The sequence below is a fragment of the Stomatobaculum sp. F0698 genome (assembly GCF_030644385.1).
Classification (GTDB): Bacteria; Bacillota; Clostridia; order Lachnospirales; family Lachnospiraceae; genus Moryella.
This window is the reverse complement of record NZ_CP130060.1, coordinates 1,695,008-1,715,025: the sequence shown is the minus strand read 5'-3', so window position 1 is coordinate 1,715,025 and position 20,018 is coordinate 1,695,008. Positions and strand designations below refer to the sequence as shown.

General features: G+C 45.3%; 19 protein-coding genes and 1 pseudogene. 19 read left to right on the top strand and 1 reads right to left on the bottom strand.

The genetic code is table 11. The annotated features are described in order from the left end of the window. The first annotated feature begins 45 nt into the window (after nt 1-45). The 14 genes from QU660_RS07835 to QU660_RS07765 all read left to right on the top strand — a co-directional run bounded on the left by QU660_RS07835 (nt 46) and on the right by QU660_RS07765 (nt 12,670). The gene (locus tag QU660_RS07835; RefSeq protein WP_304945968.1) at nt 46-1,296 is read left to right on the top strand and encodes a S1C family serine protease; all 1,251 of its coding nucleotides are present in this window, start codon (nt 46-48) and stop codon (nt 1,294-1,296) included. Between the two features lie 23 nt (nt 1,297-1,319). Beyond that, nucleotides 1,320-2,273, top strand: a complete 954-nt coding sequence (locus tag QU660_RS07830; RefSeq protein ID WP_304945967.1) for a 3'-5' exoribonuclease YhaM family protein — start codon at nt 1,320-1,322, stop codon at nt 2,271-2,273. Between the two features lie 41 nt (nt 2,274-2,314). Next, a complete protein-coding gene (gene rlmD, locus QU660_RS07825; protein ID WP_304945966.1) occupies nt 2,315-3,712 on the top strand; it encodes a 23S rRNA (uracil(1939)-C(5))-methyltransferase RlmD in 1,398 nt (465 codons plus the stop codon). A gap of 279 nt (nt 3,713-3,991) precedes the next feature. Further along, nucleotides 3,992-5,473, top strand: coding sequence for a phytoene desaturase family protein (locus QU660_RS07820; RefSeq protein ID WP_304945965.1), 1,482 nt, complete (start codon nt 3,992-3,994; stop codon nt 5,471-5,473). A 191-nt stretch (nt 5,474-5,664) separates the two neighbouring features. Then, entirely contained in the window at nt 5,665-6,114 is a 450-nt protein-coding gene (locus tag QU660_RS07815) for a WapI family immunity protein (protein ID WP_304945964.1), read from the top strand. Between the two features lie 5 nt (nt 6,115-6,119). Then, entirely contained in the window at nt 6,120-6,440 is a 321-nt protein-coding gene (locus tag QU660_RS07810) for a nucleotide pyrophosphohydrolase (RefSeq protein ID WP_304945963.1), read from the top strand. Nucleotides 6,441-6,674: 234 nt separating this feature from the next. Then, the gene (locus QU660_RS07805; RefSeq protein WP_330693199.1) at nt 6,675-7,430 is read left to right on the top strand and encodes a Fic family protein; all 756 of its coding nucleotides are present in this window, start codon (nt 6,675-6,677) and stop codon (nt 7,428-7,430) included. 549 nt (nt 7,431-7,979) lie between these two features. Next, entirely contained in the window at nt 7,980-8,294 is a 315-nt protein-coding gene (locus QU660_RS07800; RefSeq protein ID WP_304945962.1) for a TfoX/Sxy family protein, read from the top strand. Nucleotides 8,295-8,450: 156 nt separating this feature from the next. Beyond that, nucleotides 8,451-8,927, top strand: a complete 477-nt coding sequence (locus QU660_RS07795) for an HAD domain-containing protein (RefSeq protein ID WP_304945961.1) — start codon at nt 8,451-8,453, stop codon at nt 8,925-8,927. Nucleotides 8,928-9,034: 107 nt separating this feature from the next. Next, entirely contained in the window at nt 9,035-9,433 is a 399-nt protein-coding gene (locus tag QU660_RS07790) for a hypothetical protein (protein ID WP_304945960.1), read from the top strand. Nucleotides 9,434-9,532: 99 nt separating this feature from the next. Continuing rightward, the gene (locus QU660_RS07785) at nt 9,533-9,721 is read left to right on the top strand and encodes a hypothetical protein (protein WP_304945959.1); all 189 of its coding nucleotides are present in this window, start codon (nt 9,533-9,535) and stop codon (nt 9,719-9,721) included. A gap of 127 nt (nt 9,722-9,848) precedes the next feature. After that, entirely contained in the window at nt 9,849-11,387 is a 1,539-nt protein-coding gene (locus QU660_RS09805; protein WP_330693198.1) for an alpha/beta fold hydrolase, read from the top strand. Nucleotides 11,388-11,722: 335 nt separating this feature from the next. Beyond that, the gene (locus QU660_RS07770; RefSeq protein ID WP_304945958.1) at nt 11,723-12,037 is read left to right on the top strand and encodes a TfoX/Sxy family protein; all 315 of its coding nucleotides are present in this window, start codon (nt 11,723-11,725) and stop codon (nt 12,035-12,037) included. A 156-nt stretch (nt 12,038-12,193) separates the two neighbouring features. Continuing rightward, on the top strand, nt 12,194-12,670 hold the full coding sequence (locus QU660_RS07765; protein WP_304945957.1) for an HAD domain-containing protein: 477 nt from the start codon (nt 12,194-12,196) through the stop codon (nt 12,668-12,670). Nucleotides 12,671-12,692: 22 nt separating this feature from the next. On the opposite strand, the pseudogene QU660_RS07760 reads toward QU660_RS07765, so the two are convergent. Beyond that, nucleotides 12,693-13,456, bottom strand: a pseudogene (locus tag QU660_RS07760) (IS30 family transposase); the annotation flags it as partial. A 173-nt stretch (nt 13,457-13,629) separates the two neighbouring features. On the opposite strand from QU660_RS07760, the gene QU660_RS07755 reads away from it, so the two are divergent. The 5 genes from QU660_RS07755 (at nt 13,630) to QU660_RS07735 (ending at nt 19,980) form a co-directional block, all read left to right on the top strand. Continuing rightward, nucleotides 13,630-13,806: a helix-turn-helix domain-containing protein gene (locus tag QU660_RS07755; protein ID WP_304945956.1), complete on the top strand. Its 177-nt coding sequence runs from the start codon at nt 13,630-13,632 to the stop codon at nt 13,804-13,806. Between the two features lie 76 nt (nt 13,807-13,882). After that, a complete protein-coding gene (locus QU660_RS07750; RefSeq protein WP_304945955.1) occupies nt 13,883-15,643 on the top strand; it encodes a DUF262 domain-containing protein in 1,761 nt (586 codons plus the stop codon). 493 nt (nt 15,644-16,136) lie between these two features. After that, nucleotides 16,137-16,604: a hypothetical protein gene (locus tag QU660_RS07745; RefSeq protein ID WP_304945954.1), complete on the top strand. Its 468-nt coding sequence runs from the start codon at nt 16,137-16,139 to the stop codon at nt 16,602-16,604. Between the two features lie 786 nt (nt 16,605-17,390). Then, nucleotides 17,391-18,179 (top strand): CPBP family intramembrane glutamic endopeptidase, encoded by a 789-nt coding sequence (locus QU660_RS07740; protein WP_304945953.1) that lies wholly within the window; start codon nt 17,391-17,393, stop codon nt 18,177-18,179. Nucleotides 18,180-18,852: 673 nt separating this feature from the next. Continuing rightward, nucleotides 18,853-19,980 (top strand): alpha/beta fold hydrolase, encoded by a 1,128-nt coding sequence (locus QU660_RS07735; protein WP_304945952.1) that lies wholly within the window; start codon nt 18,853-18,855, stop codon nt 19,978-19,980. Nucleotides 19,981-20,018 lie beyond the last annotated feature (38 nt).

Genomic DNA, 20,018 nt, shown 5'->3' with positions numbered 1-20,018 from the left:
TTTATCACACAGCATATCGCCGAAAAAAAACAAAAAAGAAAAAAAATGATGGGGATAGCCGGCAAGGCGGCAGTGGCCGGTGCGAGTTTTGCGCTCGGAGCGGCGGCGGTCGTCTGTGCGGCCTGCCCCATACTTGCGAAGCGCTGGAAGGATGCGCCCGGAAAAGAGAGCGTGCGCATCGAGCGGGATGAGAGCGAGGGCGCGGTCGAGACCAACGAGCAGATCAGCTCCCCCGTTGAGCATACGGAGGGCAGCGGGGAAGAGAGTGCCGCGGTCGAAAATAAAAATGTCCGAGAGCAGGTAGAGCAGGTGCTGGAGAGCCGAAACTATGAGCTCAGCGACCTGCGCCAGATGGCGGGCACACTTCGGAAACTCGCGGATACCGCCGATGCCTCGGTGGTCTCGGTGACCCATGAGCAGGCAGAGCGGGACTGGTTTAACAATGCGCTCGAGAGTTCGGAAAATTACGCGGGGCTTGCGGTTGCAAAGACAGAGAACGAGCTCCTGTTTCTCACGACGAGCGCGGCCGTCGAGGGCACGGAGAGCGTGACCGTGACCTTATCCCGCGGCGACAAGGCGACGGCAAGCGTCAAAATGCGCGACAAGGTATATGGGCTCGCGGTACTCTCGGTTCCGATTACCGATGAAAATCGAGAGAGTTGGGGGAAGCTTCCTTTGGTCCCCTTCGGAAACTCCTATCGTTTAAAGCGGGGCGAACTCCTTTTTTTTGTGGGATCGCCGCTCGGGATGATACATTCCGTGAAGTACGGGATACTCTCGAATGTACAGACCAATGTGAGCGTCGTGGACGGCTATGCGACCATCTATTTTCCGGATGTGAGCGCGGACGCGGACTCGGGTAGCTGGGTCTTAAATGCGGACGGCGAGCTGGTCGGCTGGGTCACCGGTCTCTTTTCGGAGAAGGGGGAGAACAGCACGGCGACCGTCATGGGGCTCTCGGATTTGAAACCAGCGATCGAGCGCATGATGAACGGGAAGGAGACCGCCTTGCTCGGCATTTACGGCAGGCAGGTGGGAAGCGCACAGCGGGATCTCGGCATGCCGGCGGGCGTCTACATCTCCCGCGTCGAACAGAACGCACCGGCCTATGCGGCGGGCGTACAGCCGGGGGATATCCTGATTTCGCTCGGCGAGACAAAAATTCAGAACATGCGGGATTTGGAATCCGCAATGGAGAAACTTTCGAAGGGGGAGGCCCTGCGCCTCACTCTCATGCGTAACGGCAGAGAGAAGTATGAGACCATTACGCTCACCGCGACGCTTGCGGGCAGATAAAGGCAAACCAGAAAGGATATGACATGAAATATATCGAGACGCTCCGGGAGAACACCCATATTTCGGAAGTTTACCTCTGCCAGCAGAAGGCAGTCTACTTGACGAAGAGCGGAAAGGAGTATGAGAGCCTTCAGCTTCGCGATAAGACAGGCGTGGTGGACGCAAAGATATGGGAACCCGGCAACCCCGGTATCGGCGATTTCGAGGAACTGGACTATGTCTCGGTCGATGCGGATGTAATCCTCTACAACAACAAGTTGCAGCTCAAGGTGAGTCGCATCCGCCGCGCAAACGAGGACGAGTATAATCCCGGCGACTATATGCCGGTCTCCGCGCGGAATAACGACGAGATGTACAAGGAGCTTTTGGCTTGCATCGAATCGATACGCGATCCCTATCTCAAGCAGCTCTTAAAAGTTTTTTTTGTGGACGATGCTGCCTTTGTGAAGCGCTTTCGCCTTAGCTCAGCGGCCAAGTCCGTGCACCACGGCTTCATAGGCGGCCTCATGGAGCATACCCTAAGTGTCGCGAGACTCTGCGACTACTACTGCGGGACCTATCCCATTCTGAACCGCGATCTCCTCATCACTGCGGCGCTCTGTCATGACATCGGAAAGACCCGCGAGCTCTCGGCTTTTCCGGAAAATGCCTACACCGACGAGGGACAGCTGCTCGGTCACATTGTGATCGGCTGTGAGATGCTTGCGGCGGCCATCGCAAAGATTCCGAACTTCCCCGAGAAGCGCGCCACAGAGCTTCGGCACTGCATAGTAGCGCACCACGGCGAGTTTGAATTCGGCTCCCCGAAGAAGCCCGCGCTGATTGAGGCCATGGCCTTGAATCTTGCGGACAATACCGACGCAAAGATGGAGACCTTTATCGAACTCCTGAATGCCGCCGGGGCAAATAACGGCTGGCTCGGGTTTAACCGTTTTCTGGACAGCAACCTGAGAAAGACCTCCGAGAGCGGCGTATAAGCGCGGAAGAATGCGCTTTGAAGAGAGAAAGAGAAGACCGCATGCGTAAGAATGATGAGTTTGAACTAAAAATTACGGGGCTCTCCGATGAGGGGCTCGGCATCGGCAAGTCGGACGGCTTTGTCTGGTTTGTGAAGGGCGCCCTCCCCGGGGACACGGCGCGCTGCCTTGCGATGAAGCTCAAAAAGAAATACGGCTTTGCGCGCGTGAAAACACTTTTACAAGCTTCGCCGGAGCGTGTCACGCCGCGCTGTGCGGTCGAGCAGCGCTGCGGCGGCTGCCAACTGCAGGCGCTCTCCTACGAGGCCGAGCTTCGCTTAAAGGCGAATCAAGTAAGGGAAGACCTGCTTCGCATCGGTGAAGTCCCGGCGGAACGGCTGGATGCCGTCATGGAACCCATCGTCGGAATGCGGTACCCCTCCCGCTATCGGAATAAGGCCCAGGTGCCCTTTGCAGCCGGCGAGGACGGAAGACCCGTTGCCGGCTTTTATGCTGTCCGGAGTCACCGCGTGATTCCCTGGCTTGACTGCGATATCGGCGCCGCGGAAAACGCGCGCATTCTGGAAGTGATACTCGCCTGGATGGAGCGCTTTCGGATTGCCCCCTACGACGAAGAGAGCGGCAGGGGGCTTATTCGCCGCGCCCTGATACGGAAGAGCCGTGCGACTCAGGGCTATATGCTCTGTCTCATTGTAAACGGCAAGGAACTGCCGCATTGGGAGGCGCTGCTCAAGGAGCTTCAGGCAGCGGACAGAGGGGATGCTAAACTTGAGACTCTGGTCCTCAATACCAACACCCGTCGGGACAATGTGATACTCGGCGACACGGTGCGCACCCTCTACGGCAAGGGCTATATCGAGGACAGCATAGGCGATATTCGCTTCCGTATCTCCCCGCACTCCTTCTATCAGGTGAATCCCGTTCAGACCGAGGCCATGTACGGCGCGGCGCTCGAGTTTGCGGCGCTTAGCGGAAACGAGACTGTCTGGGATTTATACTGCGGCATCGGGACCATCTCCCTCTTTTTGGCGCGGCAGGCAAAGAAGGTATACGGCGTGGAAATTGTGCCGGCCGCCATCCGGGACGCAAAAGAAAATGCCAAGCGAAACGGCATTGCAAACGCGGAATTCTTTACCGGCGCCGCCGAGGAAGTGCTGCCTGCTTGGCAGAAGGCAAATCCGGACACCCGGATTGATGTGATTACCGTGGACCCGCCGCGTAAGGGCTGCGATGAGACCGCACTCCGCACCATGGCGGAACTATCTCCCGAGCGCATTGTCTATGTGAGTTGCAACCCCGCGACTCTCGCGCGGGACATAAAATACCTTCGCGCCAACGGCTATGAGTTAACGCGCGTTCGCCCGGTCGATAACTTTCCGAGAACCATGCATTGCGAAGCCGTTACCCTTTTAGTTAAGTCAGGTATTGACGAAAACTAAAAGATGGTACTACCCATGCGACAGATGTCCAAGAGCTAGGGGCAAGGCAAAGTGGTGATTGGAGACAGCAAACCGGAGAATGCGTAACACTGCTTGTACGAGCAACGAAGTAGCGTAGTAGATGTAACCTCTCTTGTAAAGATATCCTACAATCAGAGAGTGGCGTGAAATAGTCTACTGAAAGCATAGAACATAGATAAAAAGCGAAATAGTGAAATCATTAATTTAAGCAGTGTAGAAATTTTGTTTTTTTGTTGAAGAAGGAGAGGTTGAGACAGTATGGGTAAAAAAGTAGTGATTATTGGAGCAGGTGTTTCGGGGTTGAGTGCCGGAATATATGCATTGCAGGCTGGTTATTCAGTAGAAATATATGAAAAAAACAAAATGCCTGGAGGTGAGTGTACAGGGTGGAACAGGCGAGGATATCATATAGATAATTGTATACATTTTCTTGTTGGATGCAATAAGGATGAACAACTATATAAAATGTGGGAAAATCTTGGGGTTATTTCTGATGGTTTAAAGATCTATCGTGAGCCATATTTATATTGTATGAATATGGATGGAATAACACTAAATTTGTGGAGAGATTTAGAGAAAGCAAGAAAAGAGTTTTTAGAGCTTGCTCCAGAAGATTACAAAGAATTAAATTTGTTTTTTGACTGTGCCAAAACCTTAGAGTGTGTAAAGCCACCATGCGATTATTCGATTGCTCATATGAATCCTTTGCAATTTATAAAACTAGGGATGAGCATGAAAGATGCAAGTAAAGCAATTAAGGAATATGGAAAGCAGTCGATGGAGGAGTTTGTCAATCGCTTTAAAAATCATTACATTAGAGCAATGTTTAAAAATTACTTTAATATCAATTTTAACGCTCTTTCCTTTGTTGCATCATATGCTTTTTTTACAAGCAACACGGCAGCTATACCAGAAGGAGGTTCTGTTGGATTGGTTGGTAGAATGCTTGCTAAATTTGAATCCTTAGGTGGGAAGTTGCATCTGGGTATTAATATTGGAAAAATAAATATTGTAGATGGTCAAGTTGTTAGTATTCTGGGCAACAATGGAGAGGTAATCAAATCAGATAACTATATTTGGTGTGCAGACCCACATTATCTTTTCTATGACTTAATTGGTGAAAAATATTTAGATAAAAATCTTAGGTATATGTATGATAATCCACAGGGCTATGTTTCTAATACATGTTATCAGGTTGCATTTGGAATAGCTACTGAGGAGGATTTGAAATTACCTAAAGGAAGCATTATTTTTCCTTGTGATGAATATGATGTTGCAGGGGAAACACACAATTTTTGTGGAATGCGAGTTTATGATTATGATGAGACACTATTTCCAATGGGAAAGAGAGTCATTCAATGTAATATTTTACAAAATGATGAAAATTATGCCTATTGGTTTGGACTAAAAAATAATTTTAGCTTATACAATCAAGAAAAACAGCGTCTTGCAGATGACTTGAGATTAAGAATTGAAAAAAAGTATCCACAGCTTCAAGGGAAACTCATCGTACTTGGAACATATTCTCCAGTTACATTTATAACTTGGTGTAATGCATATAAAGGGGGTTACATGAGTTTTAATCCACAGAAAGGATATCAAACCAAGTATGTTAAGAGCACTATTAAAGGTTTAAATAATTTATACCTTGCAAGTCAATGGATTCAAACTAGTGGAGGACTTCCTATTGCTGCAGCAAGTGGAAAGTTTGCTATAGATATTATGAAATCTAGTAGGTAAAGCGTAAATGGTCAATAACCTGTCATCTTTTTTCTCTCCACAAAAATTGAGATAATAGTGAAAAGTTGAATGCAGTTTTTCCACTATACAAACTTTTCCCACTTTACACACTATCTCAGGGAGGAATTCAAGATGAACATAAAACTTGCTACAAGTAGGATATGTCCTGTCATAAAAGGTGAAGATAAAGAATGAGCGTTAAGTTTACAGAAGAGAATAAGCATCTGGAATTTCATGTTCTCGGATATGAATTTCCTGAAAAAGGCAAGAAGGACGATGCCTATGATGCCAACTGGCTTGTAGTCCAAATTGATTATTCGGACGATCAGCTGACATTCAGCGAAAAGGATACATGCCTTCTGAGTTTTGAACTTCAAGATTTGACTGAGTCAATAGATGATGTGCTTGTCGGCAAGGAGACGGGCTTGCTCATGACATTCATGGAACCGTATTTAACATTTGCCATAACGCAGGTTGGAGAAGTCTACGCAGTTCAAATACGGTTTGTGTATGACACATCTGATGGACTTTGGAAAGATGTATATATTTCTCAGGGAATGACATTAGATGAGCTTACGAATATGAATAATAGTTTTAAGGATTTGTACAAGACGTATCCATATCGTGAGACGGAGAAATAATGAGCATGAAACAGGAAACCATAGAAAGAATAAGAAAATTCACAGATGACAGGGACTGGGATCAGTTCCACACACCAGCCAACCTTGCCAAGTCCATCTCCATTGAAGCCAACGAGCTTCTGGAGTGCTTCCAGTGGAGCGACACAGAATATGACCTTGAGCACGTGAAGGAAGAACTGGCTGATGTCATCGTTTACTGCCAGAACATGCTGGATAAGCTGGGGCTGGATGTGGACGAGATCGTGATGAGCAAGATGACTAAGAATGAAGCCAAGTATCCAGTGGAGAAAGCGAAAGGCAGCTCTGCGAAGTATGATGAGCTATAACACTTTTAATTATCTCCCACCTTTTAATTATCCCGTGTGTGTGGCGGAAAGGAGGCTCGGTTTTCGGATGGGCACAGCAACAGAATACAGATCACAAAGCCTGACAGGACGACTGCCGGGCGCAAGAGCATATAGCAGAAATGCCGTAAACATGGGCTTTCACGGCACTTTGGGCAGGGATAACTACAGAAGCCGCCGCAGCACAAGACGGATGCTATTTTCAGAGTGTTCAATGTGGATCGTTATGATGATAGGGATGTGGTAATCACAAACTTGATTGAAAGTTATGACCGTTTGATGGAATTCGGGAAGAAGCATTTAAACGACGTATTCACGTTGGATGGCATTCAGAGGGTAAGCGCCAGAGATAGAATCCTGCGTGAGATCATTTCCAATCTGCTCATGCACCGTGATTTTTCCAGCGGATATGTACCGAAGCTTGTTATTGAACGGGATAAGATCACAACAGAAAACGCCAACCTTGCGCACGGGCATGGAAACCTGAACCTGAAAACATTCAAGCCATTTGCAAAGAATCCGCCGATAGCAAAAGTATTCCGCGAGATCGGACTTGCTGACGAGTTGGGAAGCGGCATGCGCAATAGCTATAAGTACACGAAGCTGTATTCCGGCGGAGAGCCGATTTTCACGGAAGCTGATGTGTTTACTACTGTGATTCCCCTTTCAGAGGCGGCAACTGCTACAGTCGGGCCGACTACCCAAGATCCCCACCAAGTTGCCCCCCAAGATACCCATCAAGTTGCCCCTCAAGACGTGGATCAAAGGCTGGTGGAATTAACTGAGTTTTGTAGTATGCCGCGAAGCAAACGCGAGATGATGGACTACCTTGGCCTTACTGACAGCAAGAATTTCAGAGAGAGATATCTGGTTCCTTTGCTTGAGGCAGGGAAGATTGAAATGACGATACCTGATAAGCCGAACAGCAAGAACCAGAAGTATAGAAAAGTAAACCTTGAAATCAAAAACTGAACATTAGCATGAATAATCGGACATTGAAAAGGAGTAACCGGACATTCAATGTACAGTGTTGACTTAACGAATAGGTATGTTGAGACGATGGAAATTGACGACTTTCTCGACTTATTCCCTCAGAGCGAAGTCTTGAGACGATTGGGAAATCTGTGCGTCTGCATTATTATAGTAGGGACAGGTACATCGACCTGTTTCCGAGAACGAGCTCAGTTGAGAAAATGGCGAGTTTGCGGTCAAAAAAGCGATTGACCAATTCCAGCGAATGAACGGGACGATTGTTCGAGGATTTTGCGGGTATTTGACATCCATCTCAATCGTGCCATGTGGAGACGGTAGTATTGATGTCAAAGGTTGGAGTGGAATAAGCTCGAAAGCCCCTGATTTCAGGCACTTTTCGGCTTTAGGTGGTTTCGGACAGGCGGAGGCGGCAATCGCTCTGCGGTAACTTATCCAAGGGCAATCCGGCTCAAAAAGTGTGAGAGTTGAGTTGCCGAGTTAGATGTTGGGGAGTTGAGTGTCCGATATAGATGTTGGAGGAATTGTTATATGGCATCAAGCAAAGAATACTTGGATTTCATATTAGAGCAGTTGTCTGAACTGAACGATGTATCTTACCGGGCGATGATGGGCGAATTCATCATCTATTATCGCGGCAAGATTGTCGGCGGCATTTATGATGACCGATTTCTCGTGAAGCCTACGAAGTCCGCTGTGGCTATGATGCCGAATGCAGACATGGAGCTGCCGTATGACGGTGCAAAGGAAATGCTACTCGTTGATGACGTTGACAATAAGGAGTTCCTAACAGAACTGCTTGAAGTGATGTATTTGGAGCTACCTGCGCCGAAGAAAAAGAACTAAAGAAAACAGACCAAGGCTCCCACACTGCCATCATCGGCGGCGGGGAGCCGTGTTTTAAAAACTCAACCAGCGGTAGAGTTGCTCGATTTCTCCATAATATATGTGAAATCAAATTGTTGCCATGGGGTTAATTCTTCACGAAGGAGGCGCGATGAAATGAGTTTTGCAGTATTTTTGGATGTAGATGGTGTGCTGAATACAATAAAGACGTGTGTAGCATCTCCTGACGGTCATATAGGCGTAGATGACAGGAGAATAGCAATCCTTGCCGGTGCCATCAAAAAGTATGGCGGTGCAGACATTGTACTGACATCAGATTGGAAGAATAAAAGGATAGGCGATGATCTTCAGTATCTGAATGGAAAGTTGAGGGAACATAAACTTGAGATTTCCGGAACCACAAAAGATCATTGGAACAACAGAGGACAGGGAATTATTGATTACCTGAAAGAACATACCGAAATAGATGAATATGTTATCCTTGATGATAATCGATTTGATTTTGAGAATTATCCAAAGCTATGGGAGAGGCTTTTGATTACAAATGGAATTGAGCAGGCAGCGTTTGCCTCTGATACGCCTGCAATAGAGACAATGATATTCCGTGACTATATTAAAGACATGTCGTCATAGTCTATGGTAAGCTGAAAATAAATAATGATGAGCTTTTGGATAAGCTTGATCTTCTGTCAGAGAGAAACCTGAAAAGAGCAGGTGCACTTTGTTTTTATCGGGATCCAGTGAAGGTCATCAGCGGATGCTATGTTAAGATTGGTAAATTTGAAGGCAGTGAGCTTTTGTATCAGGACGAGGTTCACGGCTCCCTTATTCTGATGGCAGACCGTGTGATAGATCTGATTTATTTGAAGTACCTGAAGGCAGCTGTAACTTATTATAAAGAGACCAGAGTGGAAACATATCCCTACGCACGCGAGGCTGTTTGTGAAGCAGTCTATAACGCGTTGATTCATTGCAATTGGGCGGATAATATTCCGGTTCAGATCCGCATACACGAAGATGTAATGTATATCAGTAACTGCAGTTTGCTTCCCTTCGGGTGGACAGCGGAAACCCTGATGGAACCTCATTCATCAAAGCCGTTCAATCCGGACATGGCGAGAGTATTTTACCGGGCGTGATACGTTGAGAGCTGGGGGCGAGGCATTCAGAAAATATGTGATGCATGTAAGGCACTTGGAGCAGATGAGCCGGAATATATCGTCCACGGCGAGGATATCATGATGAAGTTTAATGCTCTCCAAAGTGCCAAAGTGCCAGATTCTAAACTGCCAGATGGCAGTTTGGGTGGCAGTTTGGAAATGGAGATTATTGACCTTATCCAAAACAATCCTGACGCAACAGCGGCGCAAATGTCTCAGGAAACTGGAACAGAATTCAGGACTGTTTACAGAGCATTGGATAAATAAAAAAATAATTGAAAAATAGAGCGAGTTGGTGGCAAACGCTACGGACACTGGGAGGTGCTCTGATGAAGAATCATGTAAATAGATTAAGGACGGTATAAGATAAATGTTTCATTTTGGCTTTTCATATGTGGGACTGATTTATCTGCTCATGCTGTTTATTCCGAATATTGTGTGGGCAAAGAACAGGCCGGTTGGATATGAACAGTACGCAGGAAATGAGAATAAATTTCTGATGACACTTGAACGGATAGGAGAAATTTTGGTGTGTATCTGTGCGCTGGTGTTTTCAGATTTTAATATCCGTAAGACTTACTGGGCTGGATGGCTGGTGCTGTCCTTCCTTTTTATGGTTTTATATGAGATTTACTGGATCAGATACTTTCGAAGCGAGAAGTCGATGAAGGAATTCTATAGAAGTCTGATCGGGTTTAAGGTTCCGGAAGCCTCTCTGCCGGTGATAACTTTCTTTCTGCTTGGAATATATGGAAGCAATGCACCGATGCTTATCTCTGCAATCATACTTGGAATAGGACATATTGAAATTCATATTTTGCATAGGAATGAAGTTTATGGAAAGCGGAAGAGAAAATTGCCGTTCAGGATACTGAAATGGATTTTAGCTGCTTTTGGGATAGTTATTGTATTAATATTTCTTTTCGTCATAGGAAACAGAAATATCAATTTCTTGCGGCACTACAAGTTGGTTCAAAGCGGGGTAGATGAGGCGGACTATCTTATGCTTGGCGGGCAGGAACAATATGTCCAGATGAGAGGGATGAATACGGAGAATCCTGTAATCATTTATCTGCACGGAGGCCCATCATCGCCAGATGCATATACCACTTACGGTTTTTCAGATTTTCTCCTTGATGATTATACCTTTGTGGCATGGGATCAGCGAGGATGCGGCAGGACATACTTCCATAATTTGAATGATGATTCTCAGAACGAAACCGCAAGTTTCAGCCAGGCACTGGAAGATCTTGATAATCTTGTAGATTATGCTTTGAATCGATTTGGCAAGGATAAGGTAATCATTCTTGGACATTCGTATGGCACAATTCTCGGAAGCGAATATGTCAAATTGCATCCTGAAAAGGTTTCTGCGTATATCGGAGCAGCACAGGTTGTTTCACTTGAAAAGATGGACATTTACAGTTATGAAGATGCTCTGTACAAAGCCAAGGCTGAAGGCGATGATACAACAGAACTTGAAGAGGCATTTGAAGCATTCCGGCAAGACGACAGCATTTCAAATATGATGAGTTTGCGGCATCTTACTTCTAAATATCATCCGGTAGCAGTTCCGGATAAGGCAACGATGCTTGCTGTCAGGTCACCATATTTTGGAGTAGATGATTTCCGATGGTTTTTGAAGCAGCTCGGCGATATTGAAGATTACTGGAATCTCAACAGGCAATTGTTTGAATACACTTTTGACTTCGATGCCGATGCCCGAAGCAAGGAATATGATATGCCTGTATATTTTGTGTCAGGCTCATGCGACTGGATATGTCCGGTGGATTCTGTACAAGCATATTTTGAAGAAATATCTGCAGTGGACAAGGGAATGGAGATTATAGATGGGTGTGGTCATAATCTTCAATATTCATCGCCGGAGGAATTTGCGGCAACGGTCAGAGAAGTGTTAACCACTTCCCGTTGACGACCAAATGACGAAAATCCGTCTTGACCAGTTAACACGAACGACCAAAGGGCGGATTTTGGCGATTGAACAGTTTCCGTTTACGACCGAAGGCACCTGACGTACTTGCTATCGCCTCGAGCCATGTTGAGACGGTAGTATTGATGCCAAGGAAAGACACATAAGAGGCTCAAAAGTCTTTGATTTCGGGCGATTTTCGGGTTTTGGCAGTTCCAAGAATAACTCCGGTTAAAGGTGTGAATGTTGAGTTGCCGGATTAGATATCAAAGAGTTGAGTTGCCAAGTTAGATGTTGGGGAGTTGAGTGTCTGTTATAGATGTTGGAGGAATTGTTATATGGCATCAAGCAAAGAATACTTGGATTTCATATTAGAGCAGTTGTCTGAACTGAACGATGTATCTTACCGGGCGATGATGGGCGAATTCATCATCTATTATCGCGGCAAGATTGTCGGCGGCATTTATGATGACCGATTTCTCGTGAAGCCTACGAAGTCCGCTGTGGCTATGATGCCGAATGCAGATATGGAACCGCCGTATGACGGTGCAAAGGAAATGCTACTCGTTGATGACGTTGACAATAAGGAGTTCCTAACAGAACTGCTTGAAGCGATGTATTTTGAGCTACCTGCGCCGAAGAAAAAGAACTAAAGAAAACAGACCAAGGCTCCCACACTGCCATCATCGGCGGCGGGGAGCCGTGTTTCAAAAACTCAACCAGCGGTAGAGTTGCTCGATTTCTCCATAATATAAGTGAAATCAAATTGTTGCCATGGGGTTAATTCTTCACGAAGGAGGCGCGATGAAATGAGTTTTGCAGTATTTTTGGATGTAGATGGTGTGCTGAATACAATAAAGACGTGTGTAGCATCTCCTGACGGTCATATAGGCGTAGATGACAGGAGAATAGCAATCCTTGCCGGTGCCATCAAAAAGTATGGCGGTGCAGACATTGTACTGACATCAGATTGGAAGAATAAAAGGATAGGCGATGATCTTCAGTATCTGAATGGAAAGTTGAGGGAACATAAACTTGAGATTTCCGGAACCACAAAAGATCATTGGAACAACAGAGGACAGGGAATTATTGATTACCTGAAAGAACATACCGAAATAGATGAATATGTTATCCTTGGTGATAATCGATTTGATTTTGAGAAATATCCAAAGCTATGGGAGAGGCTTTTGATTACAAATGGAATTGAGCAGGCAGCGTTTGCCTCTAATACTCCTGCAATAGAGACAATGATATTCCATGACTATATTAAAGACATGTCGTCATAGTCTATGGAAAGCTGAAAATAAAACAAGAGGTATACGGATGGGCAAAATAGACCAGTGTATTGCTCAGGTCCTCCAGTCCAGACAACAGTGAGAACTCGGAGCCGTTGTCCGTGGTGATCGTCTTGAAGACATCATCCCAGTGTTCGTCGTACTGGGATCTGACCTCTCGAATCGCTTCCATGACTCCGTTCGGATCGCGGCTCGGTATGCGAATCATCCGGTATTCGCGGGTCTTCCGCTCAATCATAGTAAGTCGCGCGTCATCGTTACCGCTTTTTGACCCGATGCCCAGGTCCACCTCCCAGTGTCCGAACTCCGTACGATCTTCGATGCTGGCTGGCCGTTCCTCGATGCTTCTGCCCAGAACTCGCTTGTTTTCGCGAACTCATGCTGTTTTGGGTGAGCGATGCAGCTTTTCCGGAAGATCAATGTTTCTGATATTCAGTAGCCCAAGATCTGCGTAGCCGTAAAGTGTTTTCGTGCAGACGATCTGCTCTCTGGTGAACGTTCCATCCTTCAGAGCGCGGTGGGCACAGACATCCAGCGACCATGCGTCTTCAAAGAAGTGCTCTTCTACATAAGAGATGAAAGCGCTCTTTTCAAGAAGATCATAGTGACGGTACCGCGTTTGATCTCGTTACGAACGGTGTTTGACGCGCAACCTAACTCTCCGGCGATCCTGTTGGGTGTCCATCCATCTTTGAGACGAGTTTGAATGACAACATGTTCTTCAAATGAAAGATGTTTACCCTTCCTGTGTTCAGTTGTAGAATGTACTTGGTCCATAGGGTCTTCTCCTTGTGAATGATGATTGAGCACATATATTCTACCAAAGAGAAGCTTTATGGACTTTTCAGTTTACCTGTTCAACCTGATTTTACAATCGGCCAAGAAAATGCGGTACAATAAATTTCACTGTTAGTGAAATTGAATTGAACAACACAATTGGCGGTAAAAGTATGCTGGAAAACAATATTGAAATTGATGTAAAGGTAAAGTGCGTAGAGGAACAGACCACTCAGGCGGAGCTTGCGGAAAAGGTGGGAACCTCTCCTTCGTATGTAAACAGCCTTATCAAGAATCCGGAGAAGATCGTGAATAAGACCTTTTTGCAGATGATGGAAAAGCTCGGATAGGACATTGAACTAAATTACATTAAGCGTGATTATGCCCAATAAAGCATTTTAGACCACATATAGAAGAGGTTGACATATGGCGACAAAAAACAAATTTGAAGATATGAGCGTTTTAGACGCTTTGAAATATGCGAAGAATCAGAATATGCTTTTACCGGATATCCAGAGAGAATATGTCTGGAATTATACAGAAATAGAAGGGCTGTTTGAATCCATCGTAGATGAGTACCCTGTTGGTTCCTGCATCATGTGGAAGACTTCCCGTAAGGTGCTGAATGAGGAAAAACCTAACCTTTACTTTTTCCTGCGAGATTTTACACAGGGAAAATCAAAGAATGAAAAGGCTCCGGAATTCTTTAACGATGAACAGGATTACTATATTGTACTTGATGGCCAGCAGAGAATCACTTCGCTTAATATCGCCTTATATGGATCATACACTTCCTACAAGGGGGGGCGCGGACATGCCTGGGATAATCCGAAATCGTGGACAACGCGTGAACTGTACTATAATCTCGATTTTTATAACGGCTCAGAGGAGGATGATGAGAACCCTAAAAAGAGGTTTGCATTTCTGACAGCGGATGATGCTCAATCCGGAAATTGGTACAAGGTCAAGACGATCGTTGCATATGATGACCTTGATACATATCTGGAAGAACTGATTAACGCAGGTTATGGTAAAGAATCACGACATGATCTGTCGGTACTGTTTCAGCGGCTTCACGATTCTTCCGGTGGCGGGCTGATTCATTATTACTGCATAATTGAAAATGACTATGATGAGGCTCTCGATATCTTTGTCAGAGTAAACTCAACAGGACGAAAGCTGGCAAAATCTGATTTGCTCTTCTCAACATTGATTGATGGATGGAAGACCGGAAAGGATAATGTTGAAAATCTTTTGAAGACCATGAATTCAAAAGGTGACGGATTCCAGTTTAATCGGGACTATCTTATGATGCTCGCATTGGTACTTGTTGATGCGAATACCAATTTAAAGATTCAGTCATTAACGAGGAAGACAATAGAGGACATCAGGAATAAATGGGACGGAATCAGTGCAGCAGCAGAGGGTATGGTGGATGTGCTTGCAGCAGTAGGTATTTCAAATGAAACCCTGACTTCTTATAACGCAACTATGCCGATTGTTTATTATCTCTTTAAGGGCGGCAAGCTTAAAGACGCTGATTCAAAGAAGGAGGTAAAGAAATTCCTGTCTGTTGCAATGGCAAAGAGGCTGTTTGGTGTTGCAAGTAACAGCGCCTTGAACAATACAAGGAATGTGCTTAAGTGCCTGGACTGCGGAAAAACAAAATTCTCGCTTAGCCTTTTCAAGGATGTAACGCTTACAGGCGGCAGAAACTTTAAAGTATCAAAAGATGATGTGGAATACTGGCTGGAGCATTATGAAACGGGACGTAACACATATGTTTTACTGGCACTGCTGTATCCTAACCTGAAGCTTAACCAGGTATCCTTCCATCAGGATCATTGTCACCCGCACGTGGGTTTTGAGACAAAAGCATTAAAAGCTCTTGGGCTTTCGGAAGGAAAGATTGCTGACTGGCAGCGGAAACGGAACCTTCTGCCGAATCTTCAGTTCCTTGAAGGCGGCGAAAACGAAAGTAAGAATAAAACTCCACTGGCTACATGGATCGGCGCGGGCAACACAATTAATTATCAGCCTGCAGGAGTTTCTATGGAGCTTAAGGACTTCGATACATTTTTTGAAGCCCGAAGAATCCTTGTCAAAAAGGAACTATTCGGTTTGTTTGATTTGACATATGAAACAGATGATGAGGCTATGGATAGGTCACGGCCTCTTGTGCCATAGAAACTGTACCTGACCATAAATCGAAGGGAAATGAAATACGAGTAACTCAGACAATCCAAGGAATGGAGCAGTCTTCCAGGCGGCGGTTCTGGAATGGTTCCGGGAGAAGTACGGATCCGAGTTCGAGCTTGAGGTTAAGATTCTGATAGGGAATCCGGCGAAGGATCACAAGTTCGATATCGTGAATAAGGATAAAAAAATAGCCATCGAATGAAAACGGTATACCTGGACAGAAACAGGTAATGTGCCGAGCGCAAAGATGGGGTTTACAAATGAAGCAGCTTTTTATCTGTCGTTCCTTCCAGACAATTTTGAAAAGTACAACGTAATGCTGCGGTCATGCCATTCAAAAAGAAATGAGAGGCTGGCCGAGTATTGTTACAGAACAAATAGACACTTGATAGGCAGCACAAAGGTCGCTGAATTTGATCCTGAAACCAGGAAACTTACGGTTATTAGGCGAAATTAGTATCTGTTTGCAAGAGGTATGAGTATGGCAAAAACAGTAACACCGCTAACACCAGAAGAACAGCTCGCGCTGAGAAACAGGGCTAAAGCTGAACTCGGACGGCTTGAAGCAGTATATGCTGATAAAGAAATCAAGGAAAAAATAGCTGTATTTAAAGAGAAGTTTGGTATTTGCGAGATTGTTTATAAGGTTGTGCTGGAAGATCACCAGTTCAATAAAACTGGAGAGCATTCTGATAGACTTCAGGTAAATATGAAGCAGGCTCCGTATGCTTTGAAATATGCCGGTTATGATTTTGATAAGGATCTTCTAACGCACCTATTTGGAGGTAAAGAAATAGCCGACAGTCGTACAGTTAAAAAGTTGAGAGATGCACTAACTCACAGCTTGGACCAGAAAGCAATTGACGAGTTGCTCCGCCGAGAAGAGGAACTTCATGGATATATGGATCAGTTCCTCTCAAAAATTCGGGAATTTGATTCGGCAGCATAGCTAATATGAGCAGATATATTCGGTCGGATGCACACGGTAGATATGTTTAGTTTTACTGCTGACATTCATAGTGGTGTCTCGGGGCATGTGGAGACGGTGGCGCTGCTCGAGAGAGTCGGGCACTGATATTCAAAAAGGCGGCAAAAATTTCTCTGTGGAGATAGATCAATGAATGTGACAGTAACGATATTCGTGAAATTGTTGCTTTGGATATGGTTTCTGGGATGTACAATCACATGGCGCTTCGGGAAACGAATTCTTGTCGAAGGAATGGGATTTCGGAGCGCAGAGTTTGTCATGCTCTGTCTGTACAGCATAGGACTGATCAGTTATTACTTTTTTCAGCCGACCGGCAAATGGATTTTGTTCGCTATCTTAGTGTTGTGGTTTGTAATCCAGTTTTTCTGCCATTGGTACTACACCATATTCGGTGCTTCCAAACAAAAGTTGAAAGGCTACAATGAGTGCTTTCGAGGAACGTTAAGGCTCATTCCCGTGAGTGAAAAGCGCCTAATCCCGGATTTCTATCATATTGTGCTTCATTTATTGATTCTGGCAAACGGGATACTTTGTTTGCTATCCCGTACGCAGGTATAGAAGCGTTGCAATCCGAAGGACTGCTTAGCCGAATCAAAGAAGCGAAATGCGGAGAATCGGATAACGAACACATCGGGAAGGCAGAGCGCTTTTCGGTAAGCGATTCTAGGGCAGAGTCTGTCAAAAAAGTGGGCGCTGTATTGCCGAGCCGGACGGATCATTACACAAAGTATCATGAGGAGAATCCGCTTGAAGAAATTATCGAGTACAATTTTGAAAATAGCTGTTTTCTTTATCGGGTGGATTATGCTGCTCGGGCGTATTGACATTCCGAGCAGTCAACCCGCGATATGGAGATTCTTTGCGGAGATGATTCCGTTGGTGGCTTTGCTACTGTTTACTGTGGTCTTTTACCTGATCGAGAAGAAAAGCGTGAGCATACCGATAAAAGAAAATATCGGAAAAGGGACATTGACAGGAATTGTCACAGGTGCTCTTTGGATCGGAGCGGCTTCGTCAATTCTGCTTATTTCGAAGCAGCTGGAAATCACAGGCAAAAATGAAGTCTCGCTCTTATGGCTTTGGATACTCTCAGCTTTTCTAAATGTCATCATGCAGGAACTCCTTGTAAGAGGGTACATCTATCAGCTTTTGAAAAAGCAATACAATATTCCTGCGGCCGTAATCGTGACAACGGCAATTTTTACCTTGCTACACGGCGGCGCATTCGAAGCGGGCATCATTCCGGTCATCAATGTTGTTACAATGAGTCTTTTTGCGACAGCGATATATGAGTCGGAGAAAACGATACTTGCACCTATCATGGCGCATGCGATATGGAATATCATCGGGGCATTAATACTCGGAGGTGTTAGCCTGGCAGATGACTATCCGAGTGTCTTGAATATGACGGCTTCCGCAAACAAACTGCTATCGGGCGGGGCATACAAAATCGAAGCAAGTATCGTAGTGACGATTTTAAATCTGACCTTACTGGGAATATTTTATCTTCGATGCCGAAGTCGAATTACGCGGTAATCGATATGGAAAGAAGCCGTCAGCCATAAGTCTGTCGACAAGCTTTTCCTCACCGGGCGGACGCTAATACCGCAGCTTTAAGTGAAATGTTTGGAAGAGAACGAAGAGGGAAAAACAGGAAAAAGAGAAGCATAGAGGGCGATAACTTGGCGGAAGCGGTTAGTTTTCTGTCGGATAGTTGTTTCGTTTTGTCAGCTATTGCTGTTAGTTTGACATACTGTTTTTTTATATGGCTGGGTATTGCCTTGATAATTGGGAATATGGTTTAGCCAGTTAACGGAATGAAAACACTTAGAGAGTCCGAACTATCAACGACTATCCTACAATTTATGCTAGATTGCATTTATCAGAATAAGAATTGGGAATATTAGCTATTTTTTTAGTTGACTTAAGTGCGAATTCATACACCATGTTAGGCGGTTATATAGTTGGAATTGTACAGAGAGGGTTACTTATTATTGCGAGCGGTTAAAATATAAATCGTATATTCTGGCAGTCGTTACATGGAGTGTTTAGATGATTTTACTACAATTAATGAACTGATAAATTCTATATGAGTCGATTATAGAAAAAGTTCCAGTTTGGATAGGGATATAGGAAAGAATTGTCTGTTACCTGTCCAACTTTTTGTCTGCATCCCCATACGGAAATATGGAAGTTTTGAGGTAGGGAAATGGCATATGAACAGATAACGCCCATTCAGCAGTTGAATTTCCAGATCAACCGGGTATTGACCTATGGAGAAGTGGCGGGAGATCATGATGAAATCGTCACAGCCCTGTCTGGTGTAAGGAATCTGGACACATGGTTTTCTGCCTGGCGAAACATCGGACAGAGGGCAGAACAGAAAAATCGGTACATGCATGCCGCTTATGCCTACCGGATGGCAGAGTTTTTCCTGAAAGAGACGCATCCGGAAAAAGATCGGATGTATGAAAAGGCGATAGAAAATTTTTATAAAGCGTTTGACGTTCTGCATATCCCTTATACCATTTGTGATATTCCCTACAAGGGCGCTTTCCTGCATTCTGTTAAGGTAGGCGAGCAGACCAATACAAAGATCTTATTGGTCTGCGGCGGGTATGATTCCTTTATAGAGGAATTTATACCGGCCACTCTCGGTTTGCTGGACCAGGGGTATACGCTTCTTTTCTTTGAGGGCGATGGGCAGGGGAAAACACTTAAGTATGGTTTGCCACTAACCTATGCATGGGAAGAACCCACAAAATGTGTCTTGGATTATTATCAGATCAACCACTGCCCGATGATCGGCATTTCCTGGGGAGGATATTTTGTGATGCGTGCTGCAGCCTTTGAAAAAAGAATCTCTGCGGCTGTCGCCTATGATGTCGCGGATGATGGATTAGAGATCATGACAAACGTCTTCCCTCCGATCCTGCGCAGGCTGATCCGCTGGGTATTTGCTCACAAACAAGAAAAGCTGGTGAATCATCTGGTCCGGTTTGCCATGCATAAAAGCGTTCTGGCGGACTGGGCACTATCGCAAGGTCAATATATCACCCATACGAAAAGCCCGTACCGCTTTTATCAGGAAGTACAAAAGCATACCCTGAGAGGCGTTTGCGACAGGATCACACAGGACTGCCTGCTTCTTGCCGGAGAGAAAGATCATTATATTCCCATAGACCAATTTGAACGACTTCAGAGCAGTCTGCCAAATGCAAGGTCGGTAAAAAAGTGTGTCTTCACACAGGCGGAAGGCGGCGAACAGCATTGTCAGATCGGGAATCATCAGTTGGCTCTGAATGAGATCACACAATGGCTGGAGGGTCTGGAATGATCTTCTTCCAGCCTTCATGGTATTCTGTGTTAATTTAA

Coding starts and splice junctions, on each gene's coding strand:
- QU660_RS07835 (WP_304945968.1), top strand. CDS start 46: ATGATGGGGATAGCCGGCAAGGCGGCAGTGGCCGGTGCGAGTTTTGCG.
- QU660_RS07830 (WP_304945967.1), top strand. CDS start 1,320: ATGAAATATATCGAGACGCTCCGGGAGAACACCCATATTTCGGAAGTT.
- rlmD (WP_304945966.1), top strand. CDS start 2,315: ATGCGTAAGAATGATGAGTTTGAACTAAAAATTACGGGGCTCTCCGAT.
- QU660_RS07820 (WP_304945965.1), top strand. CDS start 3,992: ATGGGTAAAAAAGTAGTGATTATTGGAGCAGGTGTTTCGGGGTTGAGT.
- QU660_RS07815 (WP_304945964.1), top strand. CDS start 5,665: ATGAGCGTTAAGTTTACAGAAGAGAATAAGCATCTGGAATTTCATGTT.
- QU660_RS07810 (WP_304945963.1), top strand. CDS start 6,120: ATGAAACAGGAAACCATAGAAAGAATAAGAAAATTCACAGATGACAGG.
- QU660_RS07800 (WP_304945962.1), top strand. CDS start 7,980: ATGGCATCAAGCAAAGAATACTTGGATTTCATATTAGAGCAGTTGTCT.
- QU660_RS07795 (WP_304945961.1), top strand. CDS start 8,451: ATGAGTTTTGCAGTATTTTTGGATGTAGATGGTGTGCTGAATACAATA.
- QU660_RS07785 (WP_304945959.1), top strand. CDS start 9,533: ATGATGAAGTTTAATGCTCTCCAAAGTGCCAAAGTGCCAGATTCTAAA.
- QU660_RS07770 (WP_304945958.1), top strand. CDS start 11,723: ATGGCATCAAGCAAAGAATACTTGGATTTCATATTAGAGCAGTTGTCT.
- QU660_RS07765 (WP_304945957.1), top strand. CDS start 12,194: ATGAGTTTTGCAGTATTTTTGGATGTAGATGGTGTGCTGAATACAATA.
- QU660_RS07755 (WP_304945956.1), top strand. CDS start 13,630: ATGCTGGAAAACAATATTGAAATTGATGTAAAGGTAAAGTGCGTAGAG.
- QU660_RS07750 (WP_304945955.1), top strand. CDS start 13,883: ATGGCGACAAAAAACAAATTTGAAGATATGAGCGTTTTAGACGCTTTG.
- QU660_RS07745 (WP_304945954.1), top strand. CDS start 16,137: ATGGCAAAAACAGTAACACCGCTAACACCAGAAGAACAGCTCGCGCTG.
- QU660_RS07735 (WP_304945952.1), top strand. CDS start 18,853: ATGGCATATGAACAGATAACGCCCATTCAGCAGTTGAATTTCCAGATC.